Source organism: Mycobacterium sp. NBC_00419 (assembly GCF_036023875.1).
Classification (GTDB): Bacteria; Actinomycetota; Actinomycetes; order Mycobacteriales; family Mycobacteriaceae; genus Mycobacterium.
This window is the reverse complement of sequence record NZ_CP107931.1, coordinates 4,885,817-4,901,359: the sequence shown is the minus strand read 5'-3', so window position 1 is coordinate 4,901,359 and position 15,543 is coordinate 4,885,817. Positions and strand designations below refer to the sequence as shown.

The 15,543-nt window shown below is 62.4% G+C and carries 13 protein-coding genes; 7 read left to right on the top strand and 6 right to left on the bottom strand.

What is annotated here, in order from left to right; translation table 11 throughout:
* Positions 1–25: 25 nt before the first annotated feature.
* The 3 genes from OG976_RS23425 (at position 26) to OG976_RS23415 (ending at position 4,193) form a co-directional block, all read left to right on the top strand.
* Positions 26–1,897 (top strand): DUF7937 domain-containing protein, encoded by a 1,872-nt coding sequence (locus tag OG976_RS23425; RefSeq protein WP_328354360.1) that lies wholly within the window; start codon positions 26–28, stop codon positions 1,895–1,897.
* 797 nt (positions 1,898–2,694) lie between these two features.
* A complete protein-coding gene (locus OG976_RS23420) occupies positions 2,695–3,462 on the top strand; it encodes an FHA domain-containing protein (RefSeq protein WP_328354357.1) in 768 nt (255 codons plus the stop codon).
* Positions 3,463–3,707: 245 nt separating this feature from the next.
* Positions 3,708–4,193: a hypothetical protein gene (locus tag OG976_RS23415; RefSeq protein WP_328354354.1), complete on the top strand. Its 486-nt coding sequence runs from the start codon at positions 3,708–3,710 to the stop codon at positions 4,191–4,193.
* A gap of 83 nt (positions 4,194–4,276) precedes the next feature.
* Here OG976_RS23415 and OG976_RS23410 read toward each other — a convergent pair whose 3' ends face one another.
* Both OG976_RS23410 and OG976_RS23405 read right to left on the bottom strand, forming a co-directional pair.
* Positions 4,277–5,107: a M14 family zinc carboxypeptidase gene (locus OG976_RS23410; protein WP_328354351.1), complete on the bottom strand. Its 831-nt coding sequence runs from the start codon at positions 5,105–5,107 to the stop codon at positions 4,277–4,279.
* A 7-nt stretch (positions 5,108–5,114) separates the two neighbouring features.
* Positions 5,115–6,746 carry a hypothetical protein gene (locus OG976_RS23405; RefSeq protein WP_328354348.1) on the bottom strand — a complete coding sequence of 544 codons (1,632 nt, stop codon included), beginning with the start codon at positions 6,744–6,746 and terminating at the stop codon, positions 5,115–5,117.
* A gap of 327 nt (positions 6,747–7,073) precedes the next feature.
* On the opposite strand from OG976_RS23405, the gene OG976_RS23400 reads away from it, so the two are divergent.
* Positions 7,074–8,750 carry a vWA domain-containing protein gene (locus OG976_RS23400; RefSeq protein ID WP_328354345.1) on the top strand — a complete coding sequence of 559 codons (1,677 nt, stop codon included), beginning with the start codon at positions 7,074–7,076 and terminating at the stop codon, positions 8,748–8,750.
* 233 nt (positions 8,751–8,983) lie between these two features.
* Here the strand turns inward: OG976_RS23400 and OG976_RS23395 are convergent, their stop codons facing one another.
* Entirely contained in the window at positions 8,984–10,786 is a 1,803-nt protein-coding gene (locus tag OG976_RS23395; RefSeq protein WP_328354342.1) for a vWA domain-containing protein, read from the bottom strand.
* A 117-nt stretch (positions 10,787–10,903) separates the two neighbouring features.
* Positions 10,904–11,398: a hypothetical protein gene (locus OG976_RS23390; protein WP_328354339.1), complete on the bottom strand. Its 495-nt coding sequence runs from the start codon at positions 11,396–11,398 to the stop codon at positions 10,904–10,906.
* 595 nt (positions 11,399–11,993) lie between these two features.
* Between OG976_RS23390 and OG976_RS23385 the strand changes: the two genes are divergently transcribed.
* From OG976_RS23385 to OG976_RS23375, 3 genes are all read left to right on the top strand, one after another.
* On the top strand, positions 11,994–12,749 hold the full coding sequence (locus tag OG976_RS23385) for a hypothetical protein (RefSeq protein WP_328354336.1): 756 nt from the start codon (positions 11,994–11,996) through the stop codon (positions 12,747–12,749).
* A 350-nt stretch (positions 12,750–13,099) separates the two neighbouring features.
* Entirely contained in the window at positions 13,100–13,459 is a 360-nt protein-coding gene (locus tag OG976_RS23380) for a hypothetical protein (protein WP_328354333.1), read from the top strand.
* Between the two features lie 59 nt (positions 13,460–13,518).
* Complete coding sequence (locus OG976_RS23375; RefSeq protein ID WP_442930564.1) at positions 13,519–14,277, top strand: Rv3717 family N-acetylmuramoyl-L-alanine amidase; 759 nt, start codon at positions 13,519–13,521, stop codon at positions 14,275–14,277.
* A gap of 5 nt (positions 14,278–14,282) precedes the next feature.
* On the opposite strand, the gene OG976_RS23370 is transcribed toward OG976_RS23375, so the two are convergent.
* Positions 14,283–14,840 carry a DUF4190 domain-containing protein gene (locus OG976_RS23370; RefSeq protein WP_328354330.1) on the bottom strand — a complete coding sequence of 186 codons (558 nt, stop codon included), beginning with the start codon at positions 14,838–14,840 and terminating at the stop codon, positions 14,283–14,285.
* A 170-nt stretch (positions 14,841–15,010) separates the two neighbouring features.
* Positions 15,011–15,514 (bottom strand): DUF4190 domain-containing protein, encoded by a 504-nt coding sequence (locus tag OG976_RS23365; RefSeq protein WP_328354328.1) that lies wholly within the window; start codon positions 15,512–15,514, stop codon positions 15,011–15,013.
* Between the last annotated feature and the right edge of the window lie 29 nt (positions 15,515–15,543).

The following is a 15,543-nucleotide window of genomic DNA, read 5'->3' as shown; positions in this document are numbered from 1 at the left end:
ATCTCAGACATCCAGGGGGTTCGCGGTGAGTGACAACCCGTACACCAGACACCGAGCGCCCCTTGCCGACAACACGCATGGGGCAGCCGAAATGGATCCCGGATCGGGAATAGAAGCCGACAACGCCGTCCGCCGGGCCAACGTGACCCGTGACGCGGCTTCTGGCGTGCTGCTGGTAGTCGCGTTGATCTTGCCCTGGAGCCTGAGCTTCGGAAGCGGAGTGCCCGGCGGCAACGGCTGGATCTACCTCGCGGTCATCCTGGCGACCCTACTGGCCGGGGGCGCTCTGACTGTCACCCATCGCGGAGCGCAGGTGCTCTTTGGCGATCGTTTCACTGCCGCACAGACAGATCGGGCACGGTTGATACTCAACCTTCCCTACCTCCTCGTGGTCACGGGGTTTGTGGTTTACGCGATCGTCCAGGCGGTCCGTTACAGCGGTACCGCGGAGGTGCCACCCGGCGTCGGGCCGGGGGCATGGACGGGGTTGGCCGGCAGTCTGCTTGCCGCTCAGCCGGTCTTGACCGATGCACGCTCAGTCCCTGAGCGCTTGGGGCGGTGGGTGGGGATCACCCGCATCCTCGGACTCGCTGCGATCACACTGGCCACCCTCGCCACGCTGTTCAACCTCTACCAACGCATCCGCTCGGTGGTTCCACACCTCGGCGATCCGGTCACCGGTGGCCAGAGCGCAACCGTACTCGCCACCACGATCATCTACGGGGCGGTCGCACTGCTCCCCGTACTGATCGCCTCGCGCTGGCTACTCGACAGTGAGCACGCCAGCCGCCTGACCACGGTCGTGTTGGGCGGCGCCACCGTCGCGGGCGGTGTCCTGGTGTGGGGTGCGGAGATTGGCCGGAAGATCGACTCGTTCCATGGCATCGCACAGACCACCTCGACCACATCGGTCGGGTTCGAAGGCTACGTGACATGGGTGGCCGCCGCGGCGATCCTTGCACCAAGCGCGTTGCTGTTGCATCACTCCGTCGAGGCAGCACCGGCCGCGGCCTGGCGAAAGGTGGCCCGAAACTGCCTGCTCCTGATCGCCGTGTGGAGCGGCGGATCTGTTGCGCTGCGCATCACGGACCTGTTCGTCGCAGCCAACCTGCACATTCGGTACTCGATGTACGACACCGTTGTGTTGATGGTCATCGACGCGATCTGTGCAGTCGCGGCACTGTGGTTGCGCATGAACCTGGTCAACAGCACGTTACGCAGAAGCGTGATTGTGATGACATCGGGATCCGTTCTTGCACTGACATTTTCCCGCATTGTTCTCGGTGTCGTTCTTGCGCCGCGGATGGACTACGGACCGACGTACCGACCGCCCTACAACCCCGTTTACGGCAACGACCTGGCACATCAGATCACCAGCAGCTTTGATGTGTTGGTCTGCGTGCTGTCGTTCGTGGTGCTAGGGGTGGTGATCACAGGAGCCCGGAACCTCGGACGACGGCTAGACCCAGCGTTGGCAAATGGCGATATTCCCGCGCCGCAGCATGATTGGCAGCCTGCACCCTCGACCGGACCATCGCCCCAACTAGTCCGACACGCGCCCGGGGTTGGCTCGCACATACTGGCCTCGGCACCCGCAAGCGCATCGCCGGTGGCTGGTTCTCACACCACGGCCAGGATCTTCCGCCCCTCCGATGGCGCCTTGGCGTCAGGTCGACCCGACTCTCCGCTTGCACACCCGACGCCACCCGCGCCACCAAAGATTGCCCGGCCGGCCCCTCCGGCGACAGCACCTTCCTCCGGGACAGTCGCCGCTGGTGGCGGCACCGAGGACAGCACGACAAGACCAACCGTTGCTCAGATCCTGGCGGAATCCAGCAAGAGGTTTGCCGCAGGTACAACCTATAACGGCGATAAGCGGACGGATCCGCCTGACTGAACTGCCGAGACCCCTGAGATTGTTTCCAGCACAGCGCTTTTCAAGATGATTAACGCGCCCAAAAAGGCTGGACCGAGACCTGGGAGCCACAACGAAGAAGCGTTCACAAAGATGGGGGGTGTTGTACCAAAGACGCGATCGGGCCGTGCCGCACTTGTTCTTCCTGTCGCCGCCAGCATCATCCCAACTAGCGCCTGCTCGACAGGCCCACTATCGACGAAGTCTCAAACGTCCGCCGCCATCGCTAACACACGGACTACTACCACCACAATCACTACAAGCAGCGCCTAAACATACCCGCGGTGGGATGGACGCCGGACGCCGCCTGGCGACCAGACAGTTCTTGGCCACCGACACAGCCTGGATGGCAATTCTGGGTAGCGTGACGGACCCGCATCGAACAGTAGTGTCGTCCGTTCGTACTAATAAGACCTGGCTGGCCAACAGATGGACGGTGGCGATGCTAGACCGTTCTCGTGACCAACGACTTGCCCCCCAGCAGGTTCGGTGCAGGCTACACAGTGGGCGGCCAGCCAGCGACTCCTCCAGCTCAGGGGCAGTCACCACAGCGATCCGAGTATCTTGCAACGCCGACACCAGCGCATGCTTCTCCGCCAAATCATCCTGCTGCAGCCCCTAATCCGATGTTGCCTGGCGGAGTGCCGCCGTCTGGCTACCCCTTATCAGGCCGAGAGCACCCCGGCGGTTACCCACCGGCACAGCCCGCCGACTTCGTTGGGAGGTTGCGATCAAACAAGCTCCTCCTCCACCTGGCAGCGGGCACAGTTGGTGGCGCAGTGGGTGCGTTACTTGCCGAAGTGATCGGCCAAGAGCCAACCCGGGGTGCATTCACGGCGGTGATGGAGACGGGATTCTGGTCGTGCATATTCACCAGCGTCATCGCTACCGCACTCTTTGTCTCTGATAAGTGGCATCAGCGAAAGGATCTACAGCCTCGCCGCCTAGCCCTGATCTGGCTCTACGGGGCTGGCGCGGGCTTTGTGGCGGGGGCTGTGGCCCAGACTGTGTTCACTCTCGACATCGGCAGTTTTGAGTTCAAGAACTATGTGCTGCGGACTTTCTGCTGGGGAATCGCGGGCGCACTAATCGGCTGTTTGCTTTCTCGTACCGTGCCCAATCTCAGCATGCCGAAAGGGACACTTGCCGGCTTCGTCGGCGGCTGCCTTGGCGGCATCGGCTTTGTTCTTGTCTCCAACCAGTTGCCTGACATGTGGGGACGACTCGTGGGCGTTGGCGCCCTGGGCTTCGCGCTGGGACTCGCAATGTTTCTGGTAGAAAGCATCTTCCGCGAAGCGAGCCTGGAGATCATCTGGGCTCCGAACGAAACGACGCGGGTAACGATCGGGGCTGAACCCATCTCGATCGGCGGAGATCGAGAAGATGACGTAGTCGTTCGCGGGTTACCGCCAGGCGTCTCATCGATCGTGCTCAACAATGGCCGGATCGAACATATCGAGAACCACACAGCCAACCGAACGACACTAACCGACGGCAGCCAATTGCAAATCGGCCCGATACATCTGATTGTCCATGCGCGCCGCTAATGAGCCTCGCAGGTTGGCCGTGGTACCGGACCCATTCATGTTGGCAACACGACGTGGGTCCCGGACAGTGCTGATGAACCACGTCGGTATGAAAACACGGTGGTCGGCAATTCGAGCCCATCCTTGCGAGCCTCCTCGATACAACTACAGGGCCAGACGACTGCTTGTCCGCCATTCGTATGAATCCACCTTTGGACTGCCGATTTGGGAGTTCACAACCTCGAGTACGGCGATAGAGTCCGCCTATGCAGCAGGATCGGCACGATACGCAGTCGCGGGGACCTGATCGGGGCAGCCACACTCCACCACGGGCAATAACAGCAGGACTTGCCTTAGTCCTCCTCGGGTGCGGCGTCCCAGCACCGGCCCATGCCGACCCGACCGGTCTGCAGTTGTCGATCTACGTCCAGCGTGGATTTGCATACGGCACCGAGATCGGCCCCGACCATTTCCAGCTCGGTCGCACCGCGAATGGACGTTGGTCAGCCGACCTCGGACTGAGCTGGAATACCTCTGACGGCTCGATCATTTGGGGGCATGAGTCCTCAACCGTGCTCGACGGCAACGGGAACAGCGTCTATTCCGCGAGTCAGAGCGTCAACGGATTCTCCGAGAGCGGTCACTGGAAGTTCTCGATCAAAGCACCGGGTCAGTACACCTACGTCGTCGACGTAGACACCAAGCAGGGTCAACATCTTCACGGCGAGCAACCATTCACGGTCGATCCGTAATCCGGAACTGGTCGTGGCAGCCCTTCTCGCTCCTCTTATAGGGCCGTAGGCCGAGGGCCGCCACGACTACACCGACTGAAGCATCAGGACGCTAGGCCTGAGATGACCTCAAGCAGCGCTGCGTGAATCTGGTCCCACACGTCTTTGGGATCTGCACCCTTAAGCACTTCAACGGTCAGGATCGGTATTCCGCGATCGCGGCCGACGTATGAGCCCAACGATCCCGGTGTAGGGGCAAACGCACTTGATTCCTCTACTCGCAAGCCGCTAAGCGCTGAAAACCTCTCCGCCAGTTGGCGAGCTGGGCCATCGAAGTTGAGGAACTGCCGTCCCTGCCAAGAGTGTGCGACGACTACCAGATCTGGATGGAGTCGGGCGACGGTGTCGTAGACCGCCCGCGATTCAGGTTGGCTCAATGGTTGTGACCCGTACGCAGCATTGGAAGTATCGAAGTTCGTCGCGGGGAAGTTCCGGTTGATGTCAACGCGGTTGGCGTTGGTCCTGGTGTGTGCAGCTCTCCCGTCAGGGTTCGCGTCTTCGAGGATGGTCAACGTGACCGCGTCAGTCAATCCTGCCTCGATGAAAGCTCTAGGCAGTTGCGCTGTCGAGTAGGCGCCTTCAGCCTCGTCCCCGTGAATACCACCGATGAAGAGCACGCGCCGGGGTCCATCACCGATGGTTCGCGCCCGAATGGGGCGACCTTGCACCGACGTAGCAATCACTTGCCAATCGCTGATGGCTGCGGTTACCGATGAGGTCTGCACAGCTACCGACGATGCGCCAGTGTTGACCGTTACGACCGCGGCGGGATCGACAGAATCTGCCGGGGCCGTTGAACTACAGGCAGATAGCCCAAACTGAGCCGCCAACAACACAACAGCGGCAGCCAGCAGAGACGAGACCGACCTCAACATCTGAACCTCAGCACGGCGGTATCGCGGCCGCATTGACATTCAGGTATACCGAGTTCACGTAAGCACCGTTGTCCAGCCGATACCAGATGGCGCTGGTGCCGTGGCCCGCACTGGAGCGAGTGTCACCAGACTGTTGGCAGGCAACGGTTACCGTCGCGCCATCGCGCAGATCGTCCGGGTAAAGCCGTGGCGCAGCGGTATAGGGCGCAGTCCGCTGTTTGACGCCGCAGCTCCCCCCTTCGTCGCACGTACCGACGATCACTCCGATCGCCGGTTGCGGCGCAGATTGGGTGCTGATCCCAGGAAGTGGGCTCGAGACCTTGCTGGTGTACGGCGCTGGCCAGCCGTCGGTGGGCGCCGGGTTCTCCGGACTCACGACGACGGTCATGGTTGGACCCGCGGTTGGCGTGGTGTTGAGGTTGGTGATGAGTGCAATGAGGGCGATCACGACCACCAACGTGCCCAATACCGCGGCGGCGATCACCCCGCCCCGCCGAGACCCCCCAGCAGCAGTAGTACTCGAGACGGGCTGCGACCGCGGCAACGACCCCGAAGGACCCACCGGCGCGGCAACTTTAAACACACTCTGCTGCGCACCCCCAGCCCGCCGCGCAGCACGCTCATCCTCAATCCGACACCACGGACACCACTCCGTCTCCACCGGAACCTGATGACCCCGCCCACACGAACGCACCACCAAGCCCTGCAACACCGCCCGCCACTCCGCCGCCGACGGACGCACAGAAGGATCAACCACCCCCTCGGTAAACGCCCGCACAAACAACCGCTGCACACCTTCAGGCAAAAAATCCACCGGCGGCGCCAACGGATGAGTCCCCAACAACGACCCCGGCCCCCCAGCCCAAAACCCCAACCGCGCCAAACTCAACGCATCCGGCTGATCACCACTGCCCGACCACACCCCCCGCAAGAACGGATGATTCCCGCCCATCAACAACACATGGATATGCACCGCCAACGCAAACAAATCCGAGGCCTTCCCCCGCGGCGTCGACGACAAATCCACCCCCGCCAACTCCGGCGCCAAAAACTCCGGCCGCCCCACCCCACACAGAAACGTCTGCCCCCCACCATCGGTGAACTGCATCGAATCGCAATCCACCAACGTCACCCGCGTGGTGTCGTTCACCAGAATGTTGCGCTCCTGGAAATCCCCCACCACCGCATCCACCCGATGCACCACATCCACCGCTAAGCACAAATTCGCCGCCACATTCACCAAATGCACCCACGACGCATGCACCGTCCACCCCGGCGCACCCGGCAACGGATTCACCCGATTCGACGGATTCGACAACGTATGAATCTCCACCGCATCGGCAGTATCAACCCGAGCCATCACATACCCCACCGGCCCACCATCAGCCCCCACCACCACATGCAACGGCCACGTCAACACCACAAACCCATCGGACTGCACCGCCCCCACAGGCACCGACCCCACCATCGCCGACACCTTCGCCAACTTCACATCCCGATCCCGCAAATCAGAATGAAAAACCTTCACCACCCACCCCGACCGGCCCACCACCTCATAAACCACCCCCTCCCCAGCCCGCGCCAACACCGCACCCAACACCACCGACGACCCACCCACCACACCCAACACCACACTCACCACACACCCCCACGACAGCAGCTCAAGGTGAACGGCCTGGGAGAGGCGATAGTCAGAACGCTCGGCGGCATGAGATCAGTGATTCTTCTTGTCATTTGGGCGATGTTGGGTGGTGTGGGTGGGGTTTGGGTCTGGGTGTAGGAGTATCGCACTGACCGGCGTTGCGCTCTGTCGGTCGTTCGTCTGACATGGAGTGGTTGGAGTGTGGTGGTCAGGCTATTCGGCCTGTTTGGCGGGTGTGATGTCGGTAGCATCCTTTGTGCCACAGGGTGATCGGTCCCGCTGTTGCGTGGTGGGCGCGGGGTGTTGGGAAGGTGTGGTGCGTTGATGTCGATGCGGTTTAATGTGCCGCCGAATTGGCCGGTGCCGCCGGGGTGGTCACCAGGGCCGGGGCGTCGGGTTGATCCGTCGTGGCCGGCGCCGCCGGCGGGTTGGCAGTTCTGGATCGTCGAGGACGACGGCCCGCCAGCTTTCCCGGGACCGGTCGCCGGGGTCGAGGTAGCGGGCACTGAATACCCTGGCGCACCAACGGGTTGGACACCGGCTGCTGAGCCGCCCGGCTGGCGTAGTGGGCGGCGGTGGCCGCTGTCGGCGACGACTACTGCCGCAGCAGCACTGGTGATGGCCCTGGCGGTGGGTATCACCACCTGGGCCCTCACCAGCAAGCCCGCAGCCCAGCCCGGCGCCTCACCGACGACCGTGCCGGTGATAGTCAGTGTGCCCACGATCGTGATCCTCGACGGGTCGGGATCAATGAATCAGAACGACGCCCCGGGACCGCGGATCGAGGCCGCCAAAGCCGCCGCCGCCGCCCTCATCGACGCCCTGCCCGCCGATGCCACCATCGGACTGGACACCTACGGCACCTCCACCGGATCCAGCCCCGCCGAGCACGACATCGGCTGCCGCGACGTAACCACCCTGATCCCCCTTGGTGCCCTCGACCGCGAGGCCATCCACGCCAGCATCACCTCACTGCAGGCCTCGGGCTACACCCCGATCAGCCTGGCCCTGCACCACGCCGGCACCGAACTACCCGCCGACAACTCCCCACAGGCCATCGTGCTGGTCTCTGACGGTGAAGACACCTGCGACTCCGACCCGTGTCAGACCGCTGCCCAACTCAAAACCAGCCACCCCAACCTGACCATCTCCACCGTCGGGTTCAAAACCGACGGCCCCACCGCCGAACAACTACGCTGCATCGCCACCACCACCGGCGGACTATTCGTCCCCGCCACCAACGCCGCCCAACTCAGCACCCGGCTGATCGCCACCCAAAACCTCAACGCCGCCAACACCTCCCTAACCCCCACCGGCCTAGGCGACATCGAACTCGGCACCACCGTGACCGACATCCGCGCCACACACCCCGACTTTCCCAACACCACCACCACCGACACCACCACCATCACCTGGCGCGACTGCGACTACACCTTCACCAACAACACCCTGACCACCATCACCCCCCACAACGGCGGACGCACCATCGACGGCCTCACCCCCGGCACACCCCTCACCACAGCAATCGACCTCTACGGCCAACCCCTGGCCACCACACCCAACAACGACAACACCACCACGGTCATCTTCGACGCCGACCCCAACACCGACCACGCCTACCGCATCACCATCAACGGAACCAACACCACCAACACCAGCACCATCACCTCCATCACCCTCTGCAACTGCAAACCCCACGAAGCACTCCTCGACGCCATCTATCAAGCCGTCAAACTTCAGGACCCCTACCTGTTCGAAGACGACGGGACCCCGCTGTTCAACATCATCAAAGTCACTGAACCGCAACAGGGTTGGTACGTCGCATGGATCAAACGCTCGGACATGGAGCTTGAAACGGCACGACTCGCCCTGCGAGAGAATTCTCCACTGAACGGCCACCTGACCGTCGAGACTGGTCCCGGAACATCGTTCCCCCCGCCCTCGGCGCCGACGCCTGATCCGCTTCCAAAGGCGGTTCGTGTCGAACTCAACGGGAGCTAGATCTCCTGGGTGGTGAGGTTTGGCGCTCGCACTACGATGTGTGGGACCTTGGTGCCCTGCTGTCTGGTCAGCGGAGGGTAGCGCCTTCTCGTCGAGCCAGAACTGCCATCCTTGTGGGGCCGGTGGTCACGTGCTGTCAGGCTGCCAGTCCGGCGGTGGGGACCAGCCGTCCACAACTGGCCAACCCGGCGGCGGGTTAAACCAGCGTGGCATGACAGTGTTCGCGTATCGGGCTAGCCAACGCACAACTCCCAGCCGGAGGGAAGGCCGATGCTCGGGGGATCCGACACACCGTAGTTGATCGAGAAGCTGATCAATTGCCCCGAGGTGTCGTTCACGTTTACCGCATCAGTGCCCTGGCCCCCGATTGCGCCCGCCTCGATGGTGTAGTCCGGGCCCGAGTACGCCGCTCGGATCTGGTCGGGCGTGGAACCGCTGCCGACGCCTCGGTCGGTCATTGTTCCCGGGGGAGTGATGATTCTGACGACACGATCAGTCCTGCGATCGAAGGTGATGCTCGTCGAATCGGCAGTTGTCAGGTTACAGCCGTGCTGGTCCACTTCCTGCGGTTGACCACCGATCGCCGCGAGAACGTCCTCCCTCCTCATTCCGATCTTGATAGGCCCATACCCGCCGAACGTCGCCACCGGAGGTCCTGTTACGTGGGGTGTGCAGTGGCATAACGATATTCGGGTGATAGTGCCGGTGTTTGGTGGGCTGTAGTTGTCGACGGCGATGCGGTAGAGCGTGCCTTCGTTCTGGTCGGCGGTGAAGGTAAGCCACAGAAAGCCGGCGTTGTTGTCGGGTTCTCCTAGGGGTTGGCCGTAGAGGTCGATTGCTGTGGTGAGGGGTGTGCCGGGGGTGAGGCCGTCGATGGTGCGTCCGCCGTTGTGGGGGGTGATGGTGGTCAGGGTGTTGTTGGTGAAGGTGTAGTCGCAGTCGCGCCAGGTGATGGTGGTGGTGTCGGTGGTGGTGGTGTTGGGAAAGTCGGGGTGTGTGGCGCGGATGTCGGTCACGGTGGTGCCGAGTTCGATGTCGCCTAGGCCGGTGGGGGTTAGGGAGGTGTTGGCGGCGTTGAGGTTTTGGGTGGCGATCAGCCGGGTGCTGAGTTGGGCGGCGTTGGTGGCGGGGACGAATAGTCCGCCGGTGGTGGTGGCGATGCAGCGTAGTTGTTCGGCGGTGGGGCCGTCGGTTTTGAACCCGACGGTGGAGATGGTCAGGTTGGGGTGGCTGGTTTTGAGTTGGGCAGCGGTCTGACACGGGTCGGAGTCGCAGGTGTCTTCACCGTCAGAGACCAGCACGATGGCCTGTGGGGAGTTGTCGGCGGGTAGTTCGGTGCCGGCGTGGTGCAGGGCCAGGCTGATCGGGGTGTAGCCCGAGGCCTGCAGTGAGGTGATGCTGGCGTGGATGGCCTCGCGGTCGAGGGCACCAAGGGGGATCAGGGTGGTTACGTCGCGGCAGCCGATGTCGTGCTCGGCGGGGCTGGATCCGGTGGAGGTGCCGTAGGTGTCCAGTCCGATGGTGGCATCGGCGGGCAGGGCGTCGATGAGGGCGGCGGCGGCGGCTTTGGCGGCCTCGATCCGCGGTCCCGGGGCGTCGTTCTGATTCATTGATCCCGACCCGTCGAGGATCACGATCGTGGGCACACTGACTATCACCGGCACGGTCGTCGGTGAGGCGCCGGGCTGGGCTGCGGGCTTGCTGGTGAGGGCCCAGGTGGTGATACCCACCGCCAGGGCCATCACCAGTGCTGCTGCGGCAGTAGTCGTCGCCGACAGCGGCCACCGCCGCCCACTACGCCAGCCGGGCGGCTCAGCAGCCGGTGTCCAACCCGTTGGTGCGCCAGGGTATTCAGTGCCCGCTACCTCGACCCCGGCGACCGGTCCCGGGAAAGCTGGCGGGCCGTCGTCCTCGACGATCCAGAACTGCCAACCCGCCGGCGGCGCCGGCCACGACGGATCAACCCGACGCCCCGGCCCTGGTGACCACCCCGGCGGCACCGGCCAATTCGGCGGCACATTAAACCGCATCGACATCAACGCACCACACCTTCCCAACACCCCGCGCCCACCACACCGATAACATCAAACAACCCGAGCCAACTCCTGCCCAGCGGACATGACCACGGCCTTCGCAGTAGTCGAGCTTCGACCTCACAGTGATCGGCTGACTCCCGCACGGCCACCTCTGAACAAGCGCTCAGATCCCCAGCAGAGGAGGCATCCGAGGACCAGAACACCGATATCGATGCTCCAGACTGCCAACCAGTTCAGGGGCCCACCGGAATGATGCTCGTAAAACCACACAACGAGCACCACTAGGCCGCCGGTGGGCGCGAGGCCGAGCACCCAGCCGACGCCCCGCCTGCGCGCTATGCCCCAAGCCGCCACGACCAACACGAGGGATGCGTAGGAACAGCGGAAGGCCCAGACCCACCAACTACTCCCGTCGCCAACTGAATAGACCGCAAACGGCACGCGATCCAACAGCACAGCGAGTACCGCGGTGGTCACCGCTGCCGCGCGTCGCGCTCCCGGCCATGACCAGAACGCGACGATCACGACGAAGTAGAGTTCGAGCAGCAATATGACGGCCCACGACAGCCAGAAGGACGCTTCGGCGCCATAGCTGACAAAGTAGGCGGGCAACGTTGGTATCACCAAAGTCGCACTGACGGCCCCCTGAACTTCAGGTGCAAGACTGCGCAAACCGGACAACGAACCCGCTTGCGGTTCACTCTGATACGGATGCCGGCCGGGTGGACTGGCGTGGGATCCAGACGGCGTTGCATGCCCCGAAGGAGCCGGCCTCGGCCAGGCCTGCCCAGTTGTCGGCACCGGCGCGCCGGTGTATCCGCGGGCGACTTCATCCTCCACCCAGAATTGCCACCCGGCCGGAGCGGGTGGCCAAGAGGAATCAGGGCGCCAGCCCGCAGAGGGTTGCCAATTCGGTTCAGGCACTGCCCATCCTGGCGGCGGATTGAAGCGTCTCGCCATCGCTGGAATCCCTCCGTGTCCGACGCGCACGCCGTTTGCACCGTGACTCGAGTACACGCTCAACGGCCCGTACCAGCCTCGCCCCCATCTCATCAGCGGTCGACGCTCACCGCTGTCATACGAACGGCTGATTCAGTCAAACTAACCAGGCCTAGACGTAACGAACAGACAACAATGCGCAGATACGCCAGCAGGTGTCATGCCCTCGACGCCAGTCTGCAAACCAGCCACTCCAGAAGGCGGGGCCATGAACCGGCTATCCAGGATCACCGTTATTGCTGCAGTTGCTGCACTGGCATCGTTTCCGTTGGCTACCCCTTCGCCGGCGGGCGCTGACGCAGGCGCCACCGTCAAGGCCAAGACCCAGCGCATGACCCAGGCGAACCTGACCTCACAGCAGGATGGGTGGTACAACGCGGGTGACCGGATCACTCTGGTGTGTTCTAGCCGCGGGCAGGCCGTGAAGGGCTTCTTTAGTTTCAATATTCCTAACGGCGGCTGGGATAACTTGTGGTACAAGACATCTGATGGTCATTTCGTCGCCGACGTGGACATCGAGACCGGAACCCTGGATGTGATCGCACCCGATTGCAGTGCTGCTGGCACCAGCGCCCCAGCACCGGCCCCCAGCCCTGACCGAGCCAGCCAGGCACTCGCCTGGGCACGGGCTCAGATGGCGAGCAACCCCAACAATCCGGTGCAGTGCGAGGCGTTCGTCGAACAGGCCTACAACCATTCATTCCGCTACCCCTCTGCCATCGCCGCTTTCAATGACCTCAACGCCAAGGGACAGATTCACACCAACACCGACGGCATCCCCGCCGGTGCATTGGTATTCAGTAGCGATCCGGCATTCGATTACGGATACGGCCACGTCATGCTTAGCCAGGGCGACGGCACCTATCTGACCGCGAACTTCTACAAGGCCCCGAAGATCCGCGTGGTGCCCTTGAATTCCGGTGATCCCAAAGCGAAGTTCCTCGGCTGGGCATACGCACCCTAGTCATGGAGTTGATCGGAAGCGCGATGACCCCCATCTCAAATCTGCTATCGGTCAATCCATCTCACCGAACCAACAACCGACTATCCCAAAGAATCGCTAGGCCACCACATACAGAGGAGCAAGTAGTGCGAGTCGAACGAATGATGCAGGCTGGTCTGCTGACAACTGTCTTTGTCGCGAGTTGCAGTGCCGGAGATCCGTCTGCCCAACAGTCCCCCTCCTTCTCTTCTCCAACGGTGCTAAGCACTCAATCAACCGTAACCTCGGTTGTCACGGTCACTTCACCAACCTCGAGCACAACGACCCCCACAAGCACGACATCGACTGTTTCGAAGTCCGCAATCGATTCGGTGGAGGTCGAGGTGGTCGGCATCTTCTGTATGAACAAGGTAGGTAACGACCTCTACCAACTCGAACCCGACAGCAGCTGTTCGCGCGGTGCAAATTTTGAATTGCAATGGACTTCGAGTGGCGCGAAAGGCGACGTCCGCTCCGATGACTGCCAAGTGGTCATCGATGTCAGTGGCCCTAATGACCTGAATCAGCGAGTACGCAGCGGCGCCTGTTCAGGGCAAAGCCCTGACTCGGACGCCATTCACATCCAGCATGTGCCAGGCATTTACACCATCAACGCGTCGATCACGTCGTCCGATGGCGGTGCGCCACTGACTGCGAGCAGAACGATCAACATTCTCGCGCACGGAAGCTGAGGCTTACGGTACCTACAATCGAGTTGGCCACTGTTGTGGTCAGATAGTCTGATTGAGTGCTGACTGCTCGATCCGCTGCTCGCTTGGTCGCAACTGCCCTGCTGTGCACAGTATGTGGCCTGCTCCCGTTTGCACCGAGCGCTCGAGCCGACGACGATCTGAGTGGCAGAATTGTGTTTCTCGATCCCGGTCACAGTGGCCTTTACGACACCTCGATGACACGTCCGGTGCCTAACGGACGAGGTGGCACCAAGGACTGCCAAACCAGCGGCACCACAACCGATGACGGCTATCCCGAACATGCCTTTAACTGGGCCGTGGTTCTCGAGACCCAACGTCTTCTGAATGAACGGGGCGTTCGCACAGTGCTTTCGCGCACCGACGACAGCTCGCTCGGTCCCTGTGTGGATCAACGCGCCGCTGCCGCGAATACGTTGCACCCCGACGCGGTCATCAGCATTCATGCCGATGGCGGCCCAGCTTCCGGGACTGGATTCCACGTTAACTACTCTGCGCCTCCATTGAACGATGCCCAAGCGGGGCCGGCGCTGCGCCTGGCGACCACCATGCGTGACTCGCTTGAGAAGTCAGGTCTACCGCCGGCCAACTACATTGGCGCAGATGGCCTCTTCGGCCGAAGCGACCTAGCAGGACTGAATCTCGCGCAGTATCCAGCGATCCTCGTCGAGCTTGGCAATATGCGCAACGCCAACGACGCCGCCCAGATGGAAACGGGGAGCGGCCGTACAAACTATGCCGCAGCCGTTGCTGACGGAATCGAGGCGTATCTCGGGACCACTACCTCTGGATCGCGCTGACGCCCTCAAAGCCGGGCTAGCTGGTCAGCGGGCAACGTCAAAGTCCAGACCGGCATCGTCGTGTAGTTATTGGACTCATCGACGGCTGAACTGAGTGCGCTGAGGAACATGCCGAATACGACGAACCACAGGACGACGATTGCCGTGAAGATGTAGCCGATAACCAGACCCGCGATCGCCAAGCCCTTCCCGTCTTCACCTGTGCTCTTAATCTGGGATAGCGCGATGTGACCGAAGATGATGCCAAGGGGAGCCAGGACAAGAGACGACGCCAACGCCGCGATCGCCATTGCATTGGTCCGCCGAACCACCACCGGATAGGCGAAGGCAAGCGGCTGAGCGGGATACACGCCGGGTTGAGGAACCGGCTCAGGGTAGCTCACCCTTCCGGGTGGCTCGGTGGGTAGCGGAAAGTACCCAGGATCAGGCGAACCATAGCCGGTCGAGGCCGCATAAGTCGGCGCCGGCGATTCAGGCGGGCCGACTGTGTAGCCGGCACCGAAGCGGCTGGGCGGAAGTGCCGGCCCCTGATTGCCGGTTGAACCAGCTTCGTGATCGGTCATCGAGCATCCATCTCAGTACCAAGGCCCTACAGGCCAATTCTGGGCGTAGCGGACCACTCGAACAATAAGGCGTTGGAATGCAACCCACGCCGTGATTGAGCACAGAGTGGACGGCGAATCAGTCACGTCGCCGCTCACCGGCATACTTCTTACGTCCTCATTGCCGGCGATCATCCAATCAACATCAGTGCGGGCACTACGTAGATCAGCACCCCAATCCCAACGAGGATGTAACCGATAACCAGCCCTGCAATCGCTAAACCTTTGCCGTCCTCTCCGGAGCGACTGATCTGCGACAGAGCGACGTGCCCGAAGATGACGCCGAGCACACTGAGGCACAGCAGGGAACAGACAAACGACGCGACGGCCATCGAGTTGGTACTACGGACGACGACCGGGACCACGTAACCGACCGAAATGGGCTGGGTGGGATAGATGACTGGTTGAGGTGCAGCGTCGGGATAGCGAATGAAGCTGCCCGAATCGGAGGGTGGCGGTGGTGGGTAACGGGTCTCGGCCGAGCTGTACGGATTTGGCGGTCCGTAGCGCTGATGGCCCGGAGACAAGGCTGCGGGCTCTGCGTTCTCACCACCCACCGTGTAGCCAGCGCCGAACCGACTGGGCGGCAGTGTCGGACCGTCGTCGTTGGCTGGCCCCCAACCCTGATCCGTCATGGGGCCTCCCTTCTCGCCTTGTGCTCGGT